This window comes from Deltaproteobacteria bacterium RIFCSPHIGHO2_02_FULL_44_16 (genome assembly GCA_001798185.1).
Classification (GTDB): domain Bacteria; phylum UBA10199; class UBA10199; order 2-02-FULL-44-16; family 2-02-FULL-44-16; genus 2-02-FULL-44-16.
Genome location: MGRM01000009.1, coordinates 188,435 through 213,222, shown reverse-complemented (window position 1 = coordinate 213,222; position 24,788 = coordinate 188,435). Strand labels below are relative to the sequence as shown.

Sequence of the window (24,788 nt, the reverse complement as noted above, 5' to 3'; positions counted from 1 at the left end):
TTGAGTGAATGAACATCGATATCTTTCAATATGAACTATTTATACGTTCATTTTTTTGGCACTCTTTTTGCTTATTATCCATCGTTTATCTTTTCTCAGGAGCGACCCCGATGTTTTATTTTACATTCTTCCATCGTTTCTTAGCTTTCACGCTTGCGCTGTTGATTGCGCTCCCTGTTGAGGTGTTTGGTGAGGCAGGAGGAGGGAGTGCGGTCAGTTCATCGGAGAGTTCATCTCAAAGCTACAGAGGAGATGGGAGTGCAGGTCGGGAGGCGGTGAAGGCTGGTGCGGTCACGCGAGAGAGCGTGGTCCAGGATGGGTTGGTGAAGGGGGCGGAGCCTGCAGTTGCGATGTCGCGAGTGGGGGAGGAGTCGGTCGGTCACAATGGAGAGTTTGTCTACAATGTTCCGTTGGCCTCTCCTTCATCGTCGTTTGGGCTGTCGTTGGCGTACAGTTCGCATGCGGGGAACAGCATTGTGGGGATGGGATTTCGGCTGAACGGATTGGCGACGACGGTCATCGAGCGGGTGAATACGGGGAAGGGGATCACCTATTGGAGTGAAGATGTGTTTGGGGTCAGTTCTGTTTGGGATGTTCCCCCTGGGCCGAGCAGTTGGTTCGTGCGGGATTAGCAATATACATACCGAACAGCAGCAGAGAGTTGGGTGAGGTATGAGGCGAGAAGGAGTAGACAATGTCACGCGGTAGCGATTTGCCCCGACAATTCTTGGCGATCATGCTTTCTGTCATGCTCGCCTTTCCCCTTGAAGTTTTGGCGCAGGGGGGTGGAACCGGGACGACAAACTACGATGGAAGTGGTTCAGGGACTTCAGGGCAGCCGCAGGCGCAATCGACGGCGCAACCGAAAGTGGCAGATCGCGAGAGCGTCGTTCAAAACGGTGAAATCAAGAATGCAGAACCGACGATGGCCTCTGTTTCTTCGGGGAGCGCTTCAGCCGGTCCCAGTGGGTCGTTTGTGTACAATCTTCCGTTGACGGGCCCATCACAGGCGTTGAGCCTCTCTCTCACGTACGATTCGCAGGTGGGAAACGGGTTGTTCGGGATGGGTGCCCGGATGTCGGGGGCGGGGGTGTCGTCGATCCAGCGTGTCGATGCCGGAATGGGGATCACCTACACGGCGAGCGACACGTTCGCATTCAATCCCGCAGGGTGGGATGTGCCGGCGAGCCCGAGCCTGCATCTGGTGCGATTGCCGAATTATCTCTATCGGACAAAGAGCGAGACGTGGGCAACGTATGAGTTCAGGGGAAGTTACATCGTGAAGTCGTTGAAGGACGGGACGAAGATCTACTATGGGGGAGATGCGAGTTGCAACGCGGATACAGGGGGGAGCGGATATTATCTGAATAATCCGGCATGTCGTTATGATGGCAATCCGTGGAATCAGGGGGAAGAATGGGGGGCGGTGACGTGGGACAAGATGCAGGCGCAGCAGACAGGGAGACCTCGAGGAATCTATCGATGGCACCTCTATAAACTCGTGGATGTGAATGGAAATACGACGCAAGTCGATTATTTTGTGCAGGACGGGATATCCTATCCTCTGCAGATCGTCTCACCAAAACATACCAGCCAACCGCGGAAGAAACAGCTTGCAAAGTTTGTGTATGAGGCGCGGCCGGACACGAGTCCCTATCCGAACCAGTTTGATTTGAGAGTGAAGGAGATCCGATTCTACGGGGAGACGACGGGGGGATTCTTGCCGATCCATCGGTACGTGTTCACCTATGAACAAGGTACCAGCGGTCGAAGTCGACTTGTGTCAGTGCAGCAGCAGGGGGCCGATTGTTTTTCGTCGCAGACGAATCGGGTGTCACTGCCGGAGATCTTGCCGGCGAATAGCGACGTGAGTTGTTCCAATGGGAATGTGATGCCAGCGGAGTTATTTGTATGGAGCGATGGGGCGGTGAATCCGATGACGTCGACATCGTTTGCATCTTTTACGCCAACCGATCGTCCGCAAAAGAGTCTACAAGAGCCTTTGCTAGTGCCTTACACGACGACCGTTCTCGATGTAAATTGGCAGGTACCGGTTGAAACAGTCCGCACTTATAATCTCCGCCTTGTGACCCATCCAGAGAGATTCTTTAGTGGAGACTTCAATGGAGACGGTTTTGACGATGTCCTGGCATATTACAATCTTCAACATGTGGGATCGAGCTACGAAACAGATATTGAGGGAGGAGCTGGTCAAGACCAAGAGAGGTTGATCTACATGTTGATGGGGAGTGCGACTGGCCTTCAAGCACCTCAACTCTTTTCACGGTGGCGGGAGCAGGCATCGCCATACTCACGGCAAGCAATGGTACTGGATATCAATGGGGATGGGTTGAGCGATCTGATAGAAGTCGTGATGAAGCACCGAGATGTGGGGAGGCCCGAGTCAGAGGTGACGATATCGGGAGCAATGGGAGGAAGCTCTGGACTTGGGTTGATGCAGGAGATGAGAAGGATCAATCCTGTTTTCCCCGCGTTTACAAACTATAATAATAATCTTCTGCATTGGCAGACGATGCCGGTGGACTTTAATGGGGATGGTCGTGTGGACTTGGCGATCGTCAACGGTACAACCCATCAACTGTATTTGATGACAGGTGGTGCTAGTGGACTGGGACCAATAGTGGAACAAACTCCTTCCTGGGCGCCTCCTGCAGGAAGGCTATTGCCGCCGGCCCTGGCAGTCGTCCCAGCCGATGTGAACAACGACGGGAAGACGGATCTGTTGATGTGGCACTATGCCCAGTATGTGAATCCATCTCCTCAAGGAAGTCCACCCGGGGACAATGTGGCAGCGATGACTTATCTTCTTGGAAGTGAGCAGGGGTACCACACAGCATTGGAGTGGCGCGATGTAAACCCTTTGTATCTTGTGGGGCGAGAAGGACAAAGAAGATGGCGGTATCTCGATGTGGAAAAGAGCTTTGAGATGGCAGTAGGGGATGTGACGGGAGATGGTTTGAACGAGATTTTTTTGATGAACCTGGGACATTATGAGGTGGAGAGCACGCGAGGGAACTGGAATGCGAGGTCAGGTGTCACCTATCAGATTCCCTGGACTTGGTCATCGCACACCGAAGGGCGGGAGATTTTGCGTTTTAACGGCGATCCATGGCGAGGAATATCAAGCGGACAAGATCCATCGTGGCAAGTGCAGCAGTCTTGGGGAGCTTATGTTCAACCGAGGACCAATGTTATTTGCCTTCGCCACGAAGGCGACGAGAGCGGCGCGCGCGACTGTACCCATTCCAATGATCGCTTTATCTATCGTGAATCGATCTATCCTGCCCAGCGCTGGCAGCATCGAATCGGAGATGTCAATGGAGATGGGGTCGGAGACCAGGTTCTGTTTCACGAGTCCAACGGCGATCGTCCTCTTGAGATCGCTTTTGGAGGGGTAGCCGGTTTTTCCCAGACGCAGTTGCCCCAGTTGTCCCTGCATGGCGGCTGGCGGCGGATTCATGAGCCGCAGTGGTTGATGGAATTGGCAGATCTGAACGGGGATCGGGCGATGGATGTGGTGCTGGGGAGCACGGGTTGGAACAGTGGTGATGCTTATCTGCGGGTATTGATGGGAGGTCCGCAGGGTCTTGTGGAACGGCCAGAGGTGTCGTGGAGTGATCAAGGGGATCTGATGTCGATGACGGTGGGAGATTTTAACGGAGATGGTTTAGACGATGTGTTTGGTGGAGGACGATTTCCACACCATGGGATGAAAGTGATGCTGTCACAGGGAGAGCGTCCCGACCTCATCAAAGAGGTTCATACGAGCCTTGGCGGTCGGATCGTGGTGACGCACGAGGCGATTGTGGCAACGGGGGCGATCGATCCTTTGCGGACGACGTGCACGAAGCATGAGTCGAGCGGGGGCTGCGGGGGAGTGCGGACGCAGTACGTGCCGGTGGTGACGGAGATTGTGAGGAGCAACGGGCGGGGACAAGAGTGGAAGGAGACGCATAGCTATAAGAATGCCCGGTATCTTTTTGCGGGGCAGCGTTCGCGCGATCTTGGGTTTGAGGAGCACGAGGTGACGAATGAAGAGACGGGGGAGAAGGTGAGGACGACGTATTATCAGGATGAGCCGTTTGATGGGGCCATTGCGAAGGTGGAGATATTGAATGGAGAGGGATTCATGGTTTCGGAGACGAGCCGTCGGTACGAGGCGGTAACGACGATTGCGGGGGTGACCGATGTTCGGCCGACGACGGAGACGGCAATGATCTTTGACGGGGATGGAAGCGGTGAGCTCTTGTATCAAACGACGGTGACAAAGGCCTATGATGCACATGGCCTGCCGACCGATATCCGGACATGTACGGACAATGACTGTGTGGTGACGACGACGCAGTATGGGCCGGCGGATGATCAGAACTGGCTCTTTGGGAGGGTGGATGGAGTGAAGGTGTCGAAGGGGAACGGGCTTCTTTTAAGCTGCAGCAAACACACATATCATCCGGCCAATGTGAAGCACGCGGATCAGTGGTGGATCGTGAAGAGCGAGGAGCTTTTGTGCGCTGATGCAGCGCAGTGCCAGGGGGCAAACGGGGGGAGTTGGTGTGCGGTGACAGGCGGGAATGCGCGGTGGGTGACGGTAGTGCAGAATCAATTCTATAATGATCGGGGAGGGGTGGTTCAGCGCCAGGATGCATACGGGTATCAGACGGAGATTGAGTATGATCCGGATTTTGGGGTGTATCCGAGGTCGGTGACGCGGGTGTATCGGAAGCGAGGAGTGGTGCATCGGTTGACGGAGACGACGGAGTACGACCATGCGGGGAGAGCGGTGAAGAAAAGAGGGGCGAATGGAGAAGAGACGCGATTGGAATACGATCCTCTCGGGCGGTTGAAGAAGACGATCCTTCCCAGCGGCGGAGAGGTTCGTGTGGAGTACAAGCATTTGGGGGATGTGCAGGGGCAATATCTTGAAGAGCGGGCTTTTGGATCTGTTCTTGCGCCGGCACCAGGAGTTGGAGGTTTGGGCTCGCCGACGGGGGGAGTCGGAGGCGCGTCCCTTGCAGGAAGCGGAGGAACAGGCGGGTCTGCGGCAACGATTGAGGCGAGCCCGTGGCAGCGGAAGTACTTGGATGGATTGGGGAGGGTCTATAAGACGGAGAAATCGGACGATGGTGGCAAACAGGTTGTCACCCTCTACGAGGAGGTCTATCGGAGCCGGAGGAAAGTCCTGCGGTATACGGAACCGCATTGGAGCGGCAGTACGCCGACGTGGATTGAGGTGACTCACGACAGTCAAGGGAGACCTGTGCAGGTAGTCAAGTTATTGGCAAGCGGACCGAAGACGATTCGAACGATCACGTATGATGGCAAGGAAGTGAGCATGACCGATGCAAAGCAGCAGCAAACGACGGCACAATTTAATGCCAAGGGTATGTTGGAAGTGATCTTCGATGCGGCGAATCAACCGCTGCGTTACGATTATGATGCGGGATATCGGGTGAAGCGAGTGGTCCTTCCCAATAACGAAGAATTGACGTTTATTTACGACAGTCGCGGAAGAGTTGTGAGTGGGACCGATTCGCAGACAGGAACGACGAACTATACGTATACGGATGTCGACCGGCTGTCCCAGGTGACCGACGCGCTGGGCAATGTGACGACGCATTTCTATGATCAGATTCATCGGTTGCAGCAGAAGGAGGTGGCGGCTCCGGGAAAACCGTTGGAAGTGACGTATTACTTTTACGATGGAACGCAGCCGAATGAACCGCATGCGAAGGGGAGGTTGACGAGTGTGCGGATGCTTCCGAAGGAGCGGCAGTGGTGGTTTGAGTATGACGTGATGGGGAACGTAAAGAAGGAGACGACGAAGATCGAGGATGTGGGGGGGCGTTTTGCTCAATGGGCGGAAGAGAGAGAATTCGACCGTCTCAATCGACTGCAGAAGGTGCGCGTGCAGGGGTCGCGTGACGTGGAGTATCAGTACTCCGCGGAAGGATCACATCTGGCGAGCGTGCTTGTGGGAGGGGTTCCTTTTGCGCTGTTTGAGGACCACAATGCGTTAGGGCAGATGAAACGGAAAGTGATGGGGAAGGCGACGGCGACGTATACGTATACTGAGGAACATTTTTTGGACACGCTGCAGACGACGAATCAGCGAGGAACCAAGTTGCAGGAGGTGAAATATACCTACGATCCGATCGGGAACATCGATCGGATTGAAGACAAGCTGGATGCGAGGAAGACGCAGGGCATGACCTATGATGCGCTCAGTCGGTTGAAGACGGCGAGCGGGATCTACGGAAGAGAGGAGTACGACTACGATGAAATCGGGAATATCCAAAAGAAAGGGCCGAGGGGATTTCGCTACGAAGACAACGGGCATGTGATCGTGGGGACGGTTTCGGGGAATAACGAGGGGGGAAAGCAACAACAGGTGAAAGCGGATCCAGGGATGGAGGTCATGGACAGCGGAGGAAACAACGGCAAGGGGAAGACGACAGGGGGGAAAACGGCAGGGGGTACGGGGCAGGTGATGACAGGTGGGATGGCCGCCACCGGAGCAAACCCGCTGGGAGCTTCGAAGAAAGAGAGCGGAGTGGTCGGATCCATCCTGCATTCGTTGTTTGGTGGCGGAAAGCAGGGTTCGTCCCAGCAGCAACGTTTGCAACGACTGATGCAGGCGGTGACGACGCCGGGGATTGCGATGGGAGCGATTTTTGACGATGCGGGAAACATGACCCATCGTGCGGAGAACGGAGGGAAGAAATTCCGGTATGTCTACAATGGAGAGAACAAACTGACCGAAGTGTGGGACGATGTCGCGAATCGAAAGGTAGCGGAGTATCTCTATGACTTTGGAGGAACACGCATTCGGAAAATGATGTATCCGACATCGGGAAGTCCGGTGAGGACGTTTTTCGTTGCTGGGCATGAAATTCGAAGACGCGATGGTGCTCAGGCAGAGACGCGATTTGTCTCGGCGCCGGGGGTGGGAAGGCTGGGGTGGTACGGATTTGGGAGCATGGCCGGCCAGCCGACTGGGATGCAGGTCACGGCAAACAAACAGCAGCGGCTGAGCGGGACATCGCAGTATGGATCGCCGAATGCGCAGTGGTACTTTGTGTGGCCCAATCACTTGGGATCGAGCGAGGTGATTACATCGGGAACCGATGGAGAGGCGGTGACAAAGGAAGCGCACTTCCCGTTTGGGGAAACGTTTATGGCGGGGAGTGAGGGATCAGTGGTGATCGCGCAGCGGTATACGGGGCAGAAGCTGGATGAAGAAACGGGGCTCTATGACTACGGGGCGCGGATGTATGATCCAGTGATGGGGCGGTTTACACAGGCTGATAGTGTCTTGCCCTCTCCAACGAATGCCCAGGCCTGGAATCGGTATGCGTATACCTTTAATAATCCGATCAAATACAATGATCCGACAGGGCATGCACCGAAAGAACCGATCATCCCGATCATGGTCCCGGGTGAACGGGCGTTTGGTGCAGGGACTTTTGGTCCGGGAAATCGACAGGGACTCATGGCTCCGCAGACCTATGTCGGAATGAAGGTGGCGGGATATGCACTCCAGGCAATGACCATAGTTCAAAATGTTGGCATGGCAGCTACCGAAGGAATGGCAGCGGCAGGAGAAACCCTTGCGATGGAAGCATTTTCTGCAGGCACAGGCATTCCGATTCCGATTTCACCGTTAGGGGCCACGAGCTTAGCGCGAGCAGCCACAAGACGAGTACAAGAAAAGGTAGCTCTGATAGCAGAAGAAACTATAAGAATTCGAATTCCTGAGCTACCTCCTATTATGATGGATCGCTCAGCTCGTGCTGGAATAGTTGATGTCAGGGCCCTTAGGCGAGAAATGGATAAGCGCGCTGCAAATGAAACGCGTCTTTTTGAAGAAAGTTATTTAGTTCATGAACCAGGGGTAAAAGTTACAACTCGAGGCGTTGAACGGACACCTGCCGATGAGGTAGTGGGACGGCAAATTATGGCGGCGGATGAGTATCCAACAATGCGTATTCCACTTGATCGAACGCCGACAAAGCCGTTGCAGTCTGAGCAAGGTGGAGGGGCGAGTTGGGGCGACGTTGAGGAAGGTGGAATTCACACCCTCAGTCCCGATGAGTGGCAGAAGTTCCTCGAGCTTGGAGGAAAATAAATAAAATGCTTCTGGGAAAAGAAGGGCTCAAAGGGACCCTTTCCTTTTGCATTGCACACTTCCTGCTCCTCACATCCCCAATGTCGTGAGTTTGTCGAGCAAGGGGGGGTAATTGAGTTTCTTCCCGAACTCTCTCAATCTTTTTTTATTGAGCAACCATCGTTTCCCGCGTCGATGAGGCATCGCGAGCTGCGATCGTGGAATGAGCGACAGATAAACAAGGTCGAGGAAAGAAAAACTTTCTATTTTTTCTTGTGTTTGCCCTTCTTGACCAATATCTGCCGGTCACTTATGGGTTTGACGTATGTCTCTTTTTAAACTTACCACAAGCTTCACTCCTAAAGGCGATCAGCCGGAAGCCATTGCCAAGCTTACGCAAGGGGTTCGCGAAGGAAAAAAACATCAGACACTCATGGGGGTGACTGGTTCGGGAAAAACATTTACGATTGCGCACGTGATCGCTAACATCGAGAAGCCTACACTGGTGATGGCGCCCAATAAAACGCTCGCGGCACAACTCTATGCTGAGTTCAAAGAGCTCTTTCCTGAAAATGCGGTCGAATATTTTGTCAGTTACTACGATTATTATCAGCCCGAAGCGTATATGCCTGCGCAAGATCTGTTTATCGAAAAAGATTCCGCCATCAATGAACGTATTGATAAGTTGCGCCATTCGGCAACCCATTCACTCCTCACCCGTCGCGATGTGATTATTGTGGCGAGTGTCTCCTGTATTTATGGATTAGGTTCTGCAGAATCTTATAAGGGTATGCACATTGAATTGAAGAAGGGCGCAGCCCTCGAGCGGCAAAAGTTTTTGCATGAGTTAGTCGATATTCAATACCAACGAAACGATTATGATTTTCATCGTGGAACGTTTCGCGTTCGCGGTGATGTGGTGGAAGTTTTTCCGGCGTATGAAGATGCGCGCGCGCTTCGATTTGAATTTTTTGGGGATGATCTCGAAAGAATCGTGGAAATCGATGCGCTTACGGGTCAAGTACAACGTGATATGGAGAAGATTGATGTTTATCCCGGAAGCCATTTTGTGACGGAAGAAGAACGCAGAAAAACAGCGGTGGTCAATATCAAACTCGAACTTGAAGCGCGACTCAAAGAATTACATGAGCTGAACAAACCTCTTGAAAGAGCGCGCATCGAGCAGCGAACAAAATTTGATCTCGAGATGATTGAAGAGATGGGTTTTTGTAAGGGGATTGAAAATTATTCACGGCATCTGACGGGACGTAAAGAGGGCGAAGCTCCTCCAACACTGATTGAATATTTTCCGCGCGATTTTTTGCTGGTCATCGATGAGAGTCATGTCACCGTGCCGCAGATCGGCGGAATGTATCATGGCGACCGATCGCGGAAGACAACGCTTGTGGAATACGGTTTTCGTCTCCCATCAGCGCTCGACAATCGTCCCCTTCGCTTCGATGAATTTGAAAAACTTGTGGAGCAAGTTGTCTATGTTTCTGCAACGCCTGCGGATTATGAATTAAAAAATTCACACGGTGAAGTGGTCGAACAAGTGATTCGTCCCACCGGACTGATGGATCCTGAAATTGAAGTTCGTCCGACCAAAGGCCAAGTCGACAATCTGATCGGAGAAATTCAGAAAGAGACAAGTGTAGGGCGGCGGGTGTTAGTGACGACGCTTACCAAACGGATGGCAGAAGATCTTTCAGAACATTTTCGCGAAAAAGGAATTCGTGTTCGTTATCTTCATTCTGATATCGAATCCTTTGAGCGTATGGAGATTTTGCGGAGCCTTCGACTGGGTGAGTTTGATGTTTTGGTTGGTATCAACTTATTACGCGAAGGGCTTGATCTTCCTGAAGTGGCGCTGGTTGCCATTCTTGATGCAGATCGCGAAGGGTTTTTGCGTTCGACACGCTCGCTCATACAAACGTTTGGTCGTGCAGCACGAAATGTCCATGGCCGAGCGATTCTTTATGCCGATGTTATGACCGCTTCGATGAAACGAGCGATCGATGAGACGGATCGGCGCCGTCAAAAGCAGGGAGCGTATAATCTTCAGCATGGCCTCACCCCTCAATCGATTCAAAAAGAGATTAGTAATGTGATGCATTCCATTTATGAGCTTGATTACGTCACTCCTCCTCTTGAAGAAGAAGAGATTCCTCTTGAGAAACTCGATAAGGAAATCGCATCCCTCAAGCGGCAAATGATGAAATATGCAAAAAAACTCGAATTCGAAGAAGCGGCCAATATCCGCGATCGCCTTCTCCGCCTTGAGAAAAAAATCGTCGGAGGCTAGGGTTTTCTGTCGCCACCTCTTTCTCCTTTTGCTATGATACCTCGAATTTTTGGCATTATTTTAAGGAGAGAAGAGCATGAGAGAGAAAACAGGATTCCTTGTGTGTATCATATATGCTCTTTTTCTCTCTTGTGGCAGCGATGGAGGGTTTCCTTCTTCGATCGAAGGTCCTGTTCTGGATATCAATGAAGCTAAAGCGCTTGTCGTGGATCACTTTTATGTCAATGGTGGTCTTGATGACGAGTTCAGTTCTCAAGGGGAGTTTGCAATTTATCTTCGAGATGTTGGCGGAGAGGGAAAGGATCTCACCTGTGCAAGTGGGACAGATGGCATCAGTCAACTTGCCACGCCCGGCGTTTATTACGGCATGCTCGATATTCCGATGCAAGCGGTGAATGATGACAAGCCTGACAGTGCCGCCCGTTTTCAAATTGTCGTTGTGGAAAAAGATAGTGAAAATTGTCCTGAACCGATTTCACGAGATGATGATATCGTTGGCATGTCTGAAGAACTTACGTTTGAAGAACTCACCAACGCTCCCATTTGGACAGCGAACGGTCTTTCGAGCGTTACTCTCCGTGTTCATAGCGAAGAAGAGATTTCGATTCCTGCTTTAGCCCCTTCGCTTACGACGGGACTTTTTATCGACAAACTTTTCTTTGACAGTGGCGCTGATGCGCGTACTGAACATCGCTATTTTCTTTTTGCCACGCGAATAGACAGTAGTGGAAATGCGGTTCAGAACTGTCAAGTCGATGACAAATATTTGTTGCCGGTAAAATTCGGGAATATTCTCTATGCAGGTCTGCATATTCCGATCGAATGTTTTTCTTCTACTGATCCTGAGTTTTCAAATATGATCGCGAAACTCAGTCTCTTTATCCAGAAAACACAAGGACCGGAACTTGTGGCGGAGACAGAAACAAAGCCTATTGGAGAGATGATTGGCGAGCGCCTCTCTTTTAAAAACGGAAAAGGATTTATCAGTTTTCAGTCTATTGCCACCAAAGCATTTGAAACAAGTGTTGTGCGTCTTGCAGATGTCACAAGCTATCAGGTGAGGAGCTTGACCTATTCTTTAGCGCCATCTGCAAATGCGACCGTCGAAGTTCATTTTTTTGGCGATAATGCTTCGTATTCTTTCGCATGCTCTGGTGCAGAACAGGGACTCACTTCGGTCAACACTCCTGCAAATTATTCGAATCTCAATGCTTCACTTGTGGCATCCACAGGACAAAAAGAACTTTTTGGTTGGAAGCAAGTGACAGTTAAACTTCTTGAGCGAACCGATGGTCTGAAATGCCCCGCAGCGCTTGCGAAAACCCCAACCACACTTGCCGAGACATCGGCCTTAACTCCATCAGCCCTCGCCGGCGGCAACATCACCTTCTTAAACGGCGGCGGTACCTTGCAGCTCACTCCTAAACCCTAAATAGGTTTGAATGGCATAGCGATCTGTTAAAAATATCTATTAAATTCAATGGCTTATTCTATATCAAGGAAATTTCAAACAAATCATTTGAAATTTCATAGTTATTCTTTATCCTTAATGCATGATTTCAAGACATGCTCAAAAAGAGGTCGAAGAGCGGCTGAAGCATTTTCGTGTCGTTGGACTGCTTGGACCACGTCAATGCGGAAAGACAACGCTTGCGCGGCAGATTTCGGCTGAACACTTTCTTGATCTGGAGAATCCAGTCGATCTCGCAAAGCTTGATGAACCAAAGCTCTGTCTCGAACCACTTCGCGGAACTATCGTGATTGATGAAATTCAACGAAAGCCTGATTTGTTTCCGCTCCTTCGGCATCTTGTCGACTATCGCTCCGATCAACGATATCTCATTCTTGGGAGCGCCTCTCGCGATCTTATTCGACAAAGTTCTGAATCGCTTGCTGGTCGTATCTCCTATGTATCGCTTCATGGATTTGATCTCGAAGAAGTTGGGATGGATCACCTCACGAAACTTTGGATCAGAGGTGGTTTCCCTCGATCCTTTCTTGCGTCTGATGATCGTGTCAGTTTTCAGTGGCGGCGTGATTTCATTCGGGATTTTCTTGAACGTGATATCCCACAACTTGGTATTAGTATTCCATCTGAAACGCTTCGACGATTTTGGATGATGCTGAGTCACTATCATGGACAAATTTTGAATGTTTCCGAAATTGGTCGTTCATTCGGCGTTTCTGATATGACGGCTCGGAAGTACATTGATATCCTTGCAGGGACTTTTATGGTGAGACTTCTTCAGCCATGGTTTACCAATGTCGGAAAGCGAGTGGTGAAGCAACCGCGTCTTTACTTTCAGGATTCTGGTATTTTTCACACGCTGCAAAATATCGAAAATTTTGAAGAGCTTACAGCTCATCCCAAGCTCGGTGCATCTTGGGAAGGCTTTGCGCTCGAAATGGCGATTCGATGCTTGCGGCTTTCGTCCGATGAATGTTTTTTTTGGAAAACACACGGAGGATCTGAGGTTGATCTTTTCTGGAAAGCAAAGGGGAAGCTTTGGGGAATCGAAGTCAAATATTCCGACGCTCCCCGACGTACGCGGTCGATGCTTTCTGCAATTGAAGCATTACCTCTGGAACATCTCTGGGTCATTTATCCAAAAGGAGATTCCTATCCCTTGCATCAAAAAATAACAGCTCTTCCCCTTGATCAAATTCAGAAAGTTCTCCACCAGCAAATATCATAAAATTTTCGGGAAACTTTTCCCTCGTTCTATCGATACAGTAATGTGACTTCTGCAAAAATCAAACTTTCGAAACCGCATTATCCATGGATCCAGGAGCTGTGGAAGCGTCCAAAGTCAGCATTGATTATTTTTGTGGAAAAAAGTGAGGATGAGGAACAACGCGGCTTTTGGTTGAATCAACTCGAAAATGTAACCAACTGGATTTTTTCTACTGAAGAATCGTTAAGACGAATGGAGAAAAATGCCATCGAATTGGGACCTTCATTGGAATTAAAACCTTTTATTTCCAAATAAAAACAAATAGTTACAGTCTTACAAAAAACCACGCAACTTCCCTTAAACCTCTCCGATAAGGTGTTGTCACCATTTCTCGTTCAAAAAGTTGAAAGGAGCTTGTCATTATGAAGCGGATTGTCTCGTGGGGAACGCTGTGTGTCGTCATACTCTTTGCACTCCCTGTGCAAGCATCAGTTGGATATAAAGATGGTTTTTACCTCAAAAGTGATGACGAAAATTTTCAATTAACGATTCGAGGTGGTGTTACTCCTCGTTTAGAATTCACTGACAGCACGACAGAAGAACCAAAGCTCGGCTTTCGTCTTCGCACGGCATACGTCAGTTTTAAAGCAACGATGTATGAAAAACTTAAATTTACGATCAAACTGGCACATTCCACACAATCTGCAAATTTCAGAACGGTCAATATTAGCGGCGGAGCAATTACCTATACTTTCCGTCCCGAGTTTGAATTAAGTGTCGGTTTTGTGGGGCTCCCTCTCGGAATGGAAGAAAATCAAGTCCTTCCTGAACCACCCGTTACTGTTACACAATATGATACGGCAACCCAGTTAACCGTTACGCGCGCAAGCTTCGGTAATCCAGCGGGACTTGGAGTCGATCTTGCCGGTGAAGTCGGAAGATTTTTCTACGATGTTGCAGCGATTAACTCCAATGAAGATCAATATACATTTAATGATAGTTATAAATTTTCTTATGGTGCGAAAGCGGGAGTAAATATTCTTCAGGAGACCCCATCTCTTGCAGCTTCTGCCGGTATTAATTATTCCGGAAAACGAACTGATGACCCGGATGCTTTTAACAATAATCCTCCTGTCATTGATTGGATTGTTCAGACGTCAACCGGACTTCTTTTTACCTGGAAACGATTTGCAGTTGGAAGTGATGTCTATTGGAGATGGACCGATTTCCAAAGTTTTGGAGCGTTGCCAGTTGAATTGCGTGAAGCGCGTCTCACGGATTTTGGATATCATATTGTTCCTTCGTTTTATCTTCTTCCGGAAAAGTTGCAGGTTGCGGTGCAAGTGGGACAAATTTTTCGTGAAGGAGCAGATAATAATGCAAATCAGTTTGGTGGTGGTTTGAATTGGTTTATCGTGAAAGGACTGAAGGCTCAGGTCGCTTATTTCTGGACAGAAGATTACGATAATATCAGCGGCGCAAATAACGATAATCATCATCGAGCGCTTATTCAGTTAGAAGCAAAGTTCTAAGGAAAAGTTATAGAGATGTTTTACTCAAGGCGACCACCTGGTCGCCTTTTATTTTTCTATAGTGAATTCATTTTTTTTCATGAGTACGGTGTCATTCCTGCGAAAGCAGGAATCCAGGTAGCATCAGCTTTTCTGGATCCCCGCTTTCGCGAGGATGACATACTAAAAGTTAATTCACTATACGTAGTTTTTGATGTGCAACAACGCGATTCATAAAAAAACCGAGGATGAAAAGAAGCGAGATCCCCATCCATAAAATTTTTATCTGAGAGAACACCAAAAGAAGAAGAGAAAAGAGAATCATCGATTTCGTTGCAACGGAAAGAAGATGAGAAGAGTGTTCACGACGTGCAAGACTCAGTGCGCTCACCATCGCGCCCATGCCTGAAGCTGCCATGAGGCCGCCAAATTCGATACTTGAACCTCCGTAGATATGATCGGCAAAGACAGGCATGAGCGCTATAAATGAAAATCCTGCTGAACCCATAATGATCACGAGAAATATTTCAAGGCGCGTGGTGGGATCTCTCCACGCATAGCGAATTCCCTCACAAATGGATTCCATGACGTGTTTCTGTTCCTGTTTTATTTCCATCGGCATCAGATCGCTGCGACGCATCATGAGAAGAGTCACGATGAAAATGAGAAAGGTAAAACCATCGAAAAGAAAACAGAGACTTTCATCTTTCCAAGCAACAATAAATCCTGCAGCCACAGGTCCAATCATACGAGAGATATGAAACATTGCTGAGTGAAGCGATATAGCATTGAGAAGATCGCCGCGACCTACGACATCCATGAGAAAGGTGAGTCGCGCTGGAAATTCGAAGGCAAAGACGATGCCGAGAAAAAAACTGATGATGGCCACATTCCAGAGATTAAGTTTATGCGTGACCATTAAAAAAACGAGAAGAAAAGAGGCGATCATGGCGAGCGTTTGGGCGACGAGAAGAATACGATGTCGATTCCAACGATCAGCAATGACGCCCCCAAACAATCCCAAAAGAAGAATGGGGAATTGGCTCGAAAAACCGATAACGCCGAGGAGAAGCGAGGATTGCGTCATTCTCCAGATAAGCCATGAAAGAGCAGTTGAGTGTGCCCAACTGCCGATGAGAGAAATAAATTGTCCACCGAAATAAAGTCGAAAATTATAATGGCGAAATGCCCGAAAGGTTCGTTGTAGAGAGGTCATGAGCGCTTGTATCAATGGAAGATGATGAGAGCAAGAAAGCTTGCAAAAAAGCGTTTGCATGATAGGTCATCTTCACTTTCCCACATTTCGGAGGCGCTATGCGTTTAAAGAATATTTCTCTTATCCTTCTTCTCTTTCTTGCTGCGGGTTGTTCAGGACGAAAGGGAGAAGTTGGAACGAGCGCAAATCCTGTTCGCTTCTATCTCATGCCATTGAAAAGTAATGAAACCGTCGAAAAAAATGCATTTCTGCTGAAAAATTTTCTTCAAGAAAAAACTGGTCTGGTGATTGAAACCGTTCCAACGGCTGATTTTGTGACGATCGTCAAAGACTTTGGTCAGAAAAAAACTGATGTGGCTTTTATGAATACGCTTGGCTATCTTCTTGCCCGTGATTATGCCAAGGTCGAAGCAAGTCTTCGTTATGTCTATGCTCCGCAGCAGAGCTATTATCAAGGAGAAGTGCTTGTTCGTGCTGATGCTCACATCAAAACTCCAGCAGACCTGAATGGAAAAAAGATTGCGTTTGTCGATGTCTACTCAACTACCGGTTATCTCTATGCCCTCGACTATTTGAAGGAAAAGGGAATTAAACTGAAGGAAAAATATTTTGCGGGGAGTCACTATCAAGCTGCTGCCGATGTCTACACCGGAAAAGCCGATGCTGCTTTTGTTTATTATGCATCACCAGCTCCTGATGGTAGTGCCACAGATGCTCGTATCGGCGTGGTCGATCTTTATCCTGATGTAGTGAGGAAGGTTGCGATTCTGGATATTACGAAGCAGATGCCGACAGGCGCTATAGCTCTACGACGAAATCTTTCACCTGAAGTGAAGACGAAACTTGTGACCGCGTTGCAGGAATTTGCAACGACAGATCTCGGGAAAACATCGCTTCGCGAACTTTATAATATAGAAGGATTCATCCCGACAAGCGATGAAGATTATGATGAAGTGCGTCGTATTGTTTCAAAAAATGGGAAGACCGTTCAGGAAATGATTCCTGGTGGTGAACCGTATTATAAAACATCGATTATTGCAGGATTAGAGTAAGGTCTGTTTTACTTCGTTTGTCATTGCGAGGAGCGTCAGCGACGAAGCAATCCGACACAAGGTGTCGTCCCGAGCGGAAGCGAGGGATCTCCGGGAGATCCTTCGGCTTTGCCTCAGGATGACCTTCGGTCAGATCGCCACGCTTCCTACGGAAGCTCGCGATGACATTCCTTGAAACAGGCTTAAACATGAAGGAGAAAATATGAATCAACAGACATCAACCTGGGCTAAACGCCTTGCAGCGATCGGCATCTTCGGCCTCTGTTTTGGCTATTTCGCTTCCTACATTCCTTATTCCATGATGACGAAAATGATTACGAAGGGCATGTTTGAAGGGATGAATGGAGTTGGTTTCACCGGTTTTCAAATTCAACCCGTCGTTGTTTTTGCCAGCAGCTTTGGGATGCTGATGTTTATTACGCTTGCTGGTTGGTGGAAATACACGACAAAATTTCGCGTGGGTCATCTCACCCTTCCTCGTCCACAATGGTTCACGTTTATTTCCGGTCTCTGTACTGCAGGCGTGATTATGACGACAACCCTTGCCTATACTTTTGACGGGATTTCGATTGTCTTTGCCATGCTCCTCATGCGTGGAGGCGTGCTGGTGATGGCGCCGATGATTGATTTTCTCGCACGGAAGAGAAAACGCCACATCTATTGGCCTTCATGGGTTGCGGCGGGATTAAGTTTTGCAGCCCTTTTGGTTTCGTTTTTAAGCAAGGCAGGAGCGGCGCTCACCGTTGCGGCAGGGATCAACATCGGTCTTTATCTTTTTTCCTATTTTATTCGCATTCTCTTTATGAGTAATCGCGCGAAGAGTGATGATTCCATTGAACGTCGTCGTTACTTTACGGAAGAGCAGTTAACAGCCAATATCGTCCTCTTTGGCTCTCTTCTTGTCATCGCACTTTTTGGCAGGAACATGAATGCCGATACGGTTCCAGGAATGCTCTGGTACGGTTTTAGTGCCATTCCTTTGACGCAATACTTCTGGCCGATTTTCTTCATCGGCTTTTTTTCATATGGGACTGGTCTCTTTGGAAGCCTTATTTTCCTCGATAAACGCGAGAATACCTTTACGGTTCCTGCCAATCGCGCGTCAAGTGTGGTTTCGGGGGTGATTTCAACCTATTTATTGGCATTTTATTTCGGATCCAAAAGCCCCGATGTCTCTCAACTCGCGGGAGTGGCGTTGATTCTTGGAGCTATTTTCTTCCTTGCATGGCGTGCTGTCGTAGAGAAAAGAGCAAAGGCTCGACAAGGAAAAATCACGAATCCTGCCATGAACGCATCGTCTCAAAAAGGAGTTGGGTTAGGTTCTCATTCCCGAGAAGAGACCCCACAAATGGGAAAGCGCAGCTTCGTAGCGGCAACCGAGGACGCTCGGGTCAACTGATTCAGGTTCATTGTTCATCGTAACGAAAGGGAGCTTCGCTCCTTTCAATGTTAAGAATCCATCATCCCTTTTTTCCGTTAACATTTTCCAATCATCTTCTTTATAATAACGAGCCATGACTTCGTCAGGAACTTTATGCGCCAAAATAGAATGTTTTAACTTTTCCTTGTAACGAGCATTATTTCGCCGAACCGATTCCTCTCCGCGGACTTCAATATAAAGGATGGCAGCTCTCTGAAAAATTTCGGGGAGCAAAAGAGAAAGCGCATTTTTGTAAGGTTTTTCGCCCCCACGCGCAAATTCAATGAGAAGTGTATGGTCTTTGTAGAAATCCTCTTTGTCGAGAAAATCACGTGAAATAAGATGATTAAATTTTTTCATCGTGAGATCGAAAATTTCAGGTGAATTCATATAGCCATGTTCCAATCGCTCTGAATGAAAACGTTTTCCGATGAGCTCTTCCCACATATCGTCTTCTTCAAAATGTTCCCAAAGCCAAACGAAGTCGTCAAGGATCTTCATTTTGCCGATATGAAAACGCTCAGCACGTTCGGCATCTGAAATTTTTTTCATGAAATCGAGAAATTCTGATTTTCCTGAAGCAGGACGGCCAAGCACAAAGAGACGGTCAAATGTTCGGGTCACAATATTCCTTTCTCGCACAGACCAAAAGGTGCCTGACGACTTTCTGGAACGTTTGTTGTTTCAGAAAGCGTCTGGCACTTCTTTTGGTCTGTACTTTCATCGCCAAAAGAAGTGTCAGGCAGTTTCTGGCATTAACATCATGCCAGAAATCTGCCAGACACCTTTTGGCTCGCAAAAGATCGAATACGATCGAGATCGTAACGCCCTCTTACCCCCTCTTATCCTAAGAGGGGGAATGCTTGTACAATTGCCATAACTTTTGGAGTGCAGAACCATAGCGCTTCGCAAGGGGTTCGCGTTCTGTCAGTTCAGGTTCGTTCAGCATCGTGACAAAAGGAATGTGAATGCCTTTGATGTCGAGCACTCCTTCTTTTCGTTCTTGAGTGAGTGTGTCCCAATCATCCAAACGATAAAAATGGTCGAGTGTTTCATCTGGAACTTTGTGTGCTAACACCGAATGAGCCAATTTTTCTCGGTAACGAGCTTCATTGCGACGACACGATTCTTCGTAGGAAACTTTTACGTAGAGAATCGCGGCTCGTTCCAGGATTTCATTGGAGAGTCGTGGGAGTGCACGAGTGTAGCCATCTTTGCCGCCACGTGCGAATTCAATCACGAGCGTGCCATCGTGGTAAAAATCAGAGCGATTGAGAAAATGCTTTTTGGCCTCATGATTAAAACGAGCAAACATGAAGTCGAAAAGTTCGCCTTTGTTTGATTTGAGACCACAATTGCGACCTCCATCGAATTTATCGGAGTAAAGGCGCGGAAACCCAGCTGCTTGCCAGAGATCGTCTTCGACAAATTTTTCCCAAAGCCAGACAAAATCGTCGAGCTCTTCGAAGTTTCCGATGTGAAAATCGCGAGCACGATCATTATCTGACGTTTTTTTCATGAAATCGATGAATTCGCTTTTTCCCGCAGCCGGGCGGCCTAAAAGTAAAAGATGGTCAAATGTTTGAGTCACAATGGCTCCTCTTTTTAGATTCCGCTCACCCTGAGCTTGTCGAAGGGTGGGCCCATGCTTCGACAAGCTCAGCATGAACGAGATGATGCTTCTTCGCGCGCGGTCTGGCGTACATAGAGAATCTCATCTAGCTGGTCAAGCGACTTTCTGTGAGTCAAAAGGTGTCTGGGTGATTTCTGGCATGGGGTTTATGCAAGAAACTGCCTGACACTTCTTTTGGCGATCGTTGCAGACCAAAAGCAGTGCCAGACACTTTTTTGCACTCATACCGTGCCAAAAAGATGTCAGGCACCTTTTGGTCTGCCAACGATTTTTCTCTTTCAATATGAGAAGTTTGACGTTTTTTTTATTCTCACATTGATCGGTTGATCATCTGGGTTTTTTTTGAGCCGAATGAACCTCTGTTTATCATTCCACTTTTTAAATAAGCACTTATAAAATTTATTGGCATGGGTGTTGCTCGACTTTCTCTCTTGGTAGCACGAGGAGCTACTGTTTTCGAGAAAAGGGAGAGGGGGGAGTATGAAGAGGATTTTGGGGCTTGCCCTATGGGTGTCGTTTTGTCTAAACACATCGTGTGGTTCATTAGGAGAAGGGGGAATCGATTTTTTCGAGAATGATGTTGATCACAAAGCCATAGCGATCGATCCGATTGATGGGTTTCTCGTTAAAGAATTTCAACCGGAAGCGCCACCGTCACCACTCAATCCTCCAGTCTCTGGCCCAGATATCGTTGCGCCGATCGTCTTTATACTTTCACCTTCGTATCATGGAGAAGATGTTTCCAATACGATCCTGCTTCAGGCAAAAGCTCTCGACGATGTTGGTGTTGAGAGTGTGAGTTTTCTCGTCGATGGACAGGTCATCGATACTGACACCACTGCTCCTTACGAAATATCACTCGATACAAAAATATTTGTGGATCGAACCTCGCATCTGGTCATCGTCAAAGCGCGCGATACATCCGGAAATGAAACGACAAGTGCGTCGCGCAAAATCGATGTCGATAATAGTCTGAACTTAAGACAAGGCCTTCGCAAAGCCGATCGACCCTTTGTTCCCGCAGCGCCGTTTGGCGCAAACTTTCGAACGATCTGCGCCTTTTCACATGGGAGCTACAACGATCCCATTGTTTTTCCGGGACAAGGAGGTCATTCGCATCTTCACCTTTTTTTCGGCAATGATGCGATCGACGAATTTTCGACCAATGTCAGTATTCGCACCAGTGGTGGCTCGACCTGTCAGGGTGGAACACTGAACCGTTCGTCCTATTGGGTCCCTGCTCTTTTTGATGCCGATGGCAATGTTGTGCATCCCAAGCCGGCGAATATTTATTATAAACATGGTGCCGTGGATCATCGTTTGATTGAAGCCATGCCAGTTGGACTTCGAATGATTTCTGGAAATGGAAAAGCGACTGAACCGCAGAGTGTCGGAATCAATCAGTTTAATTGTCTCTCAAAACCGATTACGAGTTCTAAAGATTTTTCATCCTTTATTCCCTCATGTGCTCAAGGGGATACGCTCATGTGGAGCGTTATTTTCCCGCAGTGTTGGGATGGAGTGAATCTCGACTCTGCTGATCACAAGAGTCATATGGCGCAGCCAGTCCATGATCCAATCACAAAAATATCAATTTGTCCTGCATCTCATCCGGTACCGCTTCCGCGCATTACGTTTCAGTTTAAATTTCCTGTCACCGTTCCAGAAGGAACAACAGGATGGAGGATCTCTTCTGACGTTGATCCTCTCTCACCTGGTGGGATGACTGGTCACGCAGATTGGTTTAACGGATGGGATGATGAGATCGTTCGAACCTTTGTGACGAAGTGTCTCAATGCTGGACTCGATTGCACCAACGGAGAACTCGGTGATGGGACACAGCTTGTCGGTTTTCTGCATGGACGCGGCACGATTGAATCGCCTCCTGTATCTTCTCCACCGCCTCCTCCTCCACCTCCAGCGCCTGATCCAAATGCAACGCCTGTCAATTTCAAGATCGCCTTTACGGGGGACATGAATGGCACCGTTGGTGGTGAAGCTCTCCTTCAATTGATCCATGACGAAGGGACTGATCTTCTGATGATTCAGGGCGATCTCAATTACAATAATGATCCTGGCGAATGGGAACGATTGATCGACCAATATCTTGGAAGTGATTTTCCGCTTCTCATTTCGATGGGTCATCATGATGTGCCGTGGGATACGTATTTCAGTAAAATGCAGTCACGCATCAGTCGCATCAGTGGCCTCACGTGTAGTGGAGGTCTCGGGGTGAATCAAACCTGTGATTATCGTGGAATGAGATTTGTTCTTTCAGGAGCCGGAATCGCTGGAACCGATCATACAAGCTATATCCGAAATGCATTTGCTGCCAGCGCTTCGATGTGGAGAATTTGTTCGATGCATAACAATTTGGATAGTTACAAAGCGTCGATCAATCTGCCTCAGGAAGAATGTCGCAACGCTGGCGCGATTCTCGCCACAGCGCATAATCACGTTTATGCGCGCTCGTATCTCTTTGATAATCTTGCAGCACGTCATGTTGTTTCTACGAACAACACGATGCATATCGACTATGGCCAGACATTTGGATTTATCTCAGGTCTTGGCGGAAGAAGTGTCGAGTTTCTCAAGAATCAATGGCTCGGCCAAGAGGCGTGGTTTGCTGCCAACTATGGCACGCTACAAAATGGAAATTTTGGAGCGCTCTTTTGCGAATTCAATAAAGATGGTGTTGCGAACGAAGCTGCTTGTTACTTCAAAGATATTGATGGGAATATCGCTGATTCGTTCCGACTTGTAAGCGATGTTGTGCCGGGACAAGGTTTGCCACCAGAGACGACTCCGGTTCCAGAACCACCACCAGTTCCACAACCAGAGCCGACACCCGTCCCGTCACCTAAACCAATACCGGCGCCTGTTCCAGAGCCGTCGCCAGCCCCAACTCCAGAACCTCAACCAGAACCTGCTCCTGATCCTGAGCCAACGCCGACTCCACAACCACCTCATCCATCCTATGTGAACGCATCGTCACCGCTCGGTGTGAACCTTGGAACTTTTGGATATTGGAGTCCGGAGTGGGTGGTGCTTGATGGAATGAAATCTTCGGGCGGGTGGTATACGCAGTGCAATAAATATCGTCCCGATGGAAATCCATCATCCTGTCCTGCGTCTGGATGGGATACGAAAGAACAAGCGAAACTCGATCTCGATGCAGATGGTTGGGTGAAATCGCTTCCTGCAATCGATGACGCAAATGCAGCGTATCGATATGCATCAGCGTTCATTCATGGCCATATCAAGGGAGCTCACTATCCCGGTGGTCAATATATTGTTCTCTATGATGGTGAGGGAGTGATCGAGTACGAGATGGATGCCGTGAAAAATGTTGCGGCTTCTTCACTTGGTCGCGATGTGATCGATGTGCGACCCAATGCAGGCATTTTACTTCGTATCAGGAAGACCGATCCGAATCATACCGGAAATTACATTCGAAATATTCGCGTCCTTCCGCCAGGCGGCACCTGTGATGGTGATTCTTTAAGCTTCCATGCAGATGCCAGCAGCTGCTCCGGAGTCTTCAGCAGTTTTGAAGAAAATTATGCAACGCAAATTTTTCATCCTCTGTTTTTACAGAAGATAGCAAAATTTAAAACGCTTCGATTTTTACATTTCACGCAAGTGAATGAAATGTTCATTCAAGAATGGGATCAGCGGACGCTCATCAGCGATGCGCGTTGGAGCGACTCATATAAAGGTGCTCCGCCAGAAGTGATGATTGAAATGGCGAACAAAACTGGGGCTGATCCTTGGATTGAAATGCAACATGCGGCGTCAGATGATTTCGTTCGTCAGTATGCGCTGCTCACCAAATCACTACTCGGAAGTCAGCAGAAAGTTTATCTCGAATATGGAAACGAAGTCTGGAACGGAGCTTATCCCTATAGCATCGGTGGAAATTATATGACGCAAAAGGGTTTACAACAGTGGCCACAGCAGACCGATCCGAATATCGCAAAGCTCAACTGGTTTGCAAAACGGACGGTTGAAATGTGCAACATCTGGAAGCAGGTTTTTACAGGAGAAGAGAGTCGTGTTGTTTGCGTGATGGGTTCGCAGGCGGCGAGTATTGGGGTGAGCAATCAAGAACTCTCCTGTCCTCTCTATGCCGCAGAAAATGGCGGAAAGACATGTGGGAGCCAAATCGACGCGCTCGCGATCGCTCCTTATTTTGGATTCATGGTTGATACTGGCAACGTTGCTGCTGTGCGGTCGTGGATGGCTGATGCTGATGGCGGTGTTGATAAAGTTTTCCAGGAACTTTTTGCCGGAGGTTTACTGAATAGTGCGCAAGCGCCGGTTCCTCCAGGCGGTATTCCTGCAACACTTCAGGTTGCGTTTCAATATATGGACCGCAGTTTTCAAGTTGCTGCTGCGCACGGTGTTGATCTTCTTGCGTATGAAGGGGGTCAGCATCTTGTTGTTCGCGGAGCTATTCTTGACGATCAGTACAAAGATGTTCACGATCTGCTTGCCAATGTGAATCGCGATCCGCGCATGGGTCAACTCTATACACAATATCTCAACGGATGGAAGGCGCGCGGCGGAGAACTCTTTGTCCTTTTTGACAGCGTCGGCACCTATGGAAAACACGGATATTGGGGATTGCTCGAATATCAGGATCAACCAGGCAGCGCCAAGTACAATGCTGTGATGGATTTTATCGATGAGAATCCAATCTGGTTTTAAGGTCTGTTTCAAGTGGTGTCATCGCGAGCCCGCCAATAGTTCACTGGCGGGCGTGGCGATCTCCTGAGCACACTGTCTGCAGGAGATTGCTTCGTCGTCCCCCACGAATCTTGGGAGACTCCTCGCAATGACATAAAGTTT

The 24,788-nt window shown here is 48.6% G+C and carries 13 protein-coding genes; 10 read left to right on the top strand and 3 right to left on the bottom strand.

Features of this window, described 5'->3' with window-relative positions; translation table 11 throughout:
* Window positions 1-110 precede the first annotated feature (110 nt).
* The 7 genes from A3C46_05405 (at window position 111) to A3C46_05375 (ending at window position 14,637) form a co-directional block, all read left to right on the top strand.
* The gene (locus A3C46_05405; protein OGQ22884.1) at window positions 111-632 is read left to right on the top strand and encodes a hypothetical protein; all 522 of its coding nucleotides are present in this window, start codon (window positions 111-113) and stop codon (window positions 630-632) included.
* A gap of 62 nt (window positions 633-694) precedes the next feature.
* Window positions 695-8,146 carry a hypothetical protein gene (locus A3C46_05400; protein OGQ22883.1) on the top strand — a complete coding sequence of 2,484 codons (7,452 nt, stop codon included), beginning with the start codon at window positions 695-697 and terminating at the stop codon, window positions 8,144-8,146.
* A 304-nt stretch (window positions 8,147-8,450) separates the two neighbouring features.
* The gene (locus A3C46_05395; protein OGQ22882.1) at window positions 8,451-10,430 is read left to right on the top strand and encodes an excinuclease ABC subunit B; all 1,980 of its coding nucleotides are present in this window, start codon (window positions 8,451-8,453) and stop codon (window positions 10,428-10,430) included.
* A gap of 76 nt (window positions 10,431-10,506) precedes the next feature.
* Window positions 10,507-11,862 (top strand): hypothetical protein, encoded by a 1,356-nt coding sequence (locus A3C46_05390; protein ID OGQ22881.1) that lies wholly within the window; start codon window positions 10,507-10,509, stop codon window positions 11,860-11,862.
* 121 nt (window positions 11,863-11,983) lie between these two features.
* The gene (locus A3C46_05385) at window positions 11,984-13,126 is read left to right on the top strand and encodes a hypothetical protein (protein OGQ22880.1); all 1,143 of its coding nucleotides are present in this window, start codon (window positions 11,984-11,986) and stop codon (window positions 13,124-13,126) included.
* 42 nt (window positions 13,127-13,168) lie between these two features.
* Window positions 13,169-13,420, top strand: a complete 252-nt coding sequence (locus A3C46_05380; protein ID OGQ22879.1) for a hypothetical protein — start codon at window positions 13,169-13,171, stop codon at window positions 13,418-13,420.
* Window positions 13,421-13,527: 107 nt separating this feature from the next.
* Window positions 13,528-14,637, top strand: coding sequence for a hypothetical protein (locus A3C46_05375; GenBank protein OGQ22878.1), 1,110 nt, complete (start codon window positions 13,528-13,530; stop codon window positions 14,635-14,637).
* A 169-nt stretch (window positions 14,638-14,806) separates the two neighbouring features.
* On the opposite strand, the gene A3C46_05370 is transcribed toward A3C46_05375, so the two are convergent.
* Window positions 14,807-15,892: a hypothetical protein gene (locus A3C46_05370; GenBank protein ID OGQ22877.1), complete on the bottom strand. Its 1,086-nt coding sequence runs from the start codon at window positions 15,890-15,892 to the stop codon at window positions 14,807-14,809.
* 38 nt (window positions 15,893-15,930) lie between these two features.
* Here A3C46_05370 and A3C46_05365 point away from each other — a divergent pair, with 38 nt between their 5' ends.
* Both A3C46_05365 and A3C46_05360 read left to right on the top strand, forming a co-directional pair.
* Window positions 15,931-16,884: a hypothetical protein gene (locus tag A3C46_05365; GenBank protein ID OGQ22876.1), complete on the top strand. Its 954-nt coding sequence runs from the start codon at window positions 15,931-15,933 to the stop codon at window positions 16,882-16,884.
* Between the two features lie 202 nt (window positions 16,885-17,086).
* Window positions 17,087-18,283, top strand: coding sequence for a hypothetical protein (locus tag A3C46_05360; protein OGQ22875.1), 1,197 nt, complete (start codon window positions 17,087-17,089; stop codon window positions 18,281-18,283).
* Here the strand turns inward: A3C46_05360 and A3C46_05355 are convergent.
* A complete protein-coding gene (locus tag A3C46_05355) occupies window positions 18,200-18,928 on the bottom strand; it encodes a hypothetical protein (protein OGQ22874.1) in 729 nt (242 codons plus the stop codon). The genes A3C46_05360 and A3C46_05355 overlap by 84 nt on opposite strands.
* A 223-nt stretch (window positions 18,929-19,151) precedes the next feature.
* A complete protein-coding gene (locus A3C46_05350) occupies window positions 19,152-19,970 on the bottom strand; it encodes a hypothetical protein (GenBank protein OGQ22873.1) in 819 nt (272 codons plus the stop codon).
* A 447-nt stretch (window positions 19,971-20,417) separates the two neighbouring features.
* Here A3C46_05350 and A3C46_05345 point away from each other — a divergent pair, with 447 nt between their 5' ends.
* Window positions 20,418-24,647, top strand: a complete 4,230-nt coding sequence (locus A3C46_05345; protein OGQ22872.1) for a hypothetical protein — start codon at window positions 20,418-20,420, stop codon at window positions 24,645-24,647.
* Window positions 24,648-24,788 lie beyond the last annotated feature (141 nt).

Excerpts from the sequence above, each read along its gene's own strand:
- A3C46_05405 (OGQ22884.1), top strand. The coding sequence starts at position 111 with ATGTTTTATTTTACATTCTTCCATCGTTTCTTAGCTTTCACGCTTGCG.
- A3C46_05400 (OGQ22883.1), top strand. The coding sequence starts at position 695 with ATGTCACGCGGTAGCGATTTGCCCCGACAATTCTTGGCGATCATGCTT.
- A3C46_05395 (OGQ22882.1), top strand. The coding sequence starts at position 8,451 with ATGTCTCTTTTTAAACTTACCACAAGCTTCACTCCTAAAGGCGATCAG.
- A3C46_05390 (OGQ22881.1), top strand. The coding sequence starts at position 10,507 with ATGAGAGAGAAAACAGGATTCCTTGTGTGTATCATATATGCTCTTTTT.
- A3C46_05385 (OGQ22880.1), top strand. The coding sequence starts at position 11,984 with ATGATTTCAAGACATGCTCAAAAAGAGGTCGAAGAGCGGCTGAAGCAT.
- A3C46_05375 (OGQ22878.1), top strand. The coding sequence starts at position 13,528 with ATGAAGCGGATTGTCTCGTGGGGAACGCTGTGTGTCGTCATACTCTTT.
- A3C46_05370 (OGQ22877.1), bottom strand. The coding sequence starts at position 15,892 with ATGCAAACGCTTTTTTGCAAGCTTTCTTGCTCTCATCATCTTCCATTG.
- A3C46_05365 (OGQ22876.1), top strand. The coding sequence starts at position 15,931 with ATGCGTTTAAAGAATATTTCTCTTATCCTTCTTCTCTTTCTTGCTGCG.
- A3C46_05360 (OGQ22875.1), top strand. The coding sequence starts at position 17,087 with ATGAATCAACAGACATCAACCTGGGCTAAACGCCTTGCAGCGATCGGC.
- A3C46_05350 (OGQ22873.1), bottom strand. The coding sequence starts at position 19,970 with ATGCTGAGCTTGTCGAAGCATGGGCCCACCCTTCGACAAGCTCAGGGT.
- A3C46_05345 (OGQ22872.1), top strand. The coding sequence starts at position 20,418 with ATGAAGAGGATTTTGGGGCTTGCCCTATGGGTGTCGTTTTGTCTAAAC.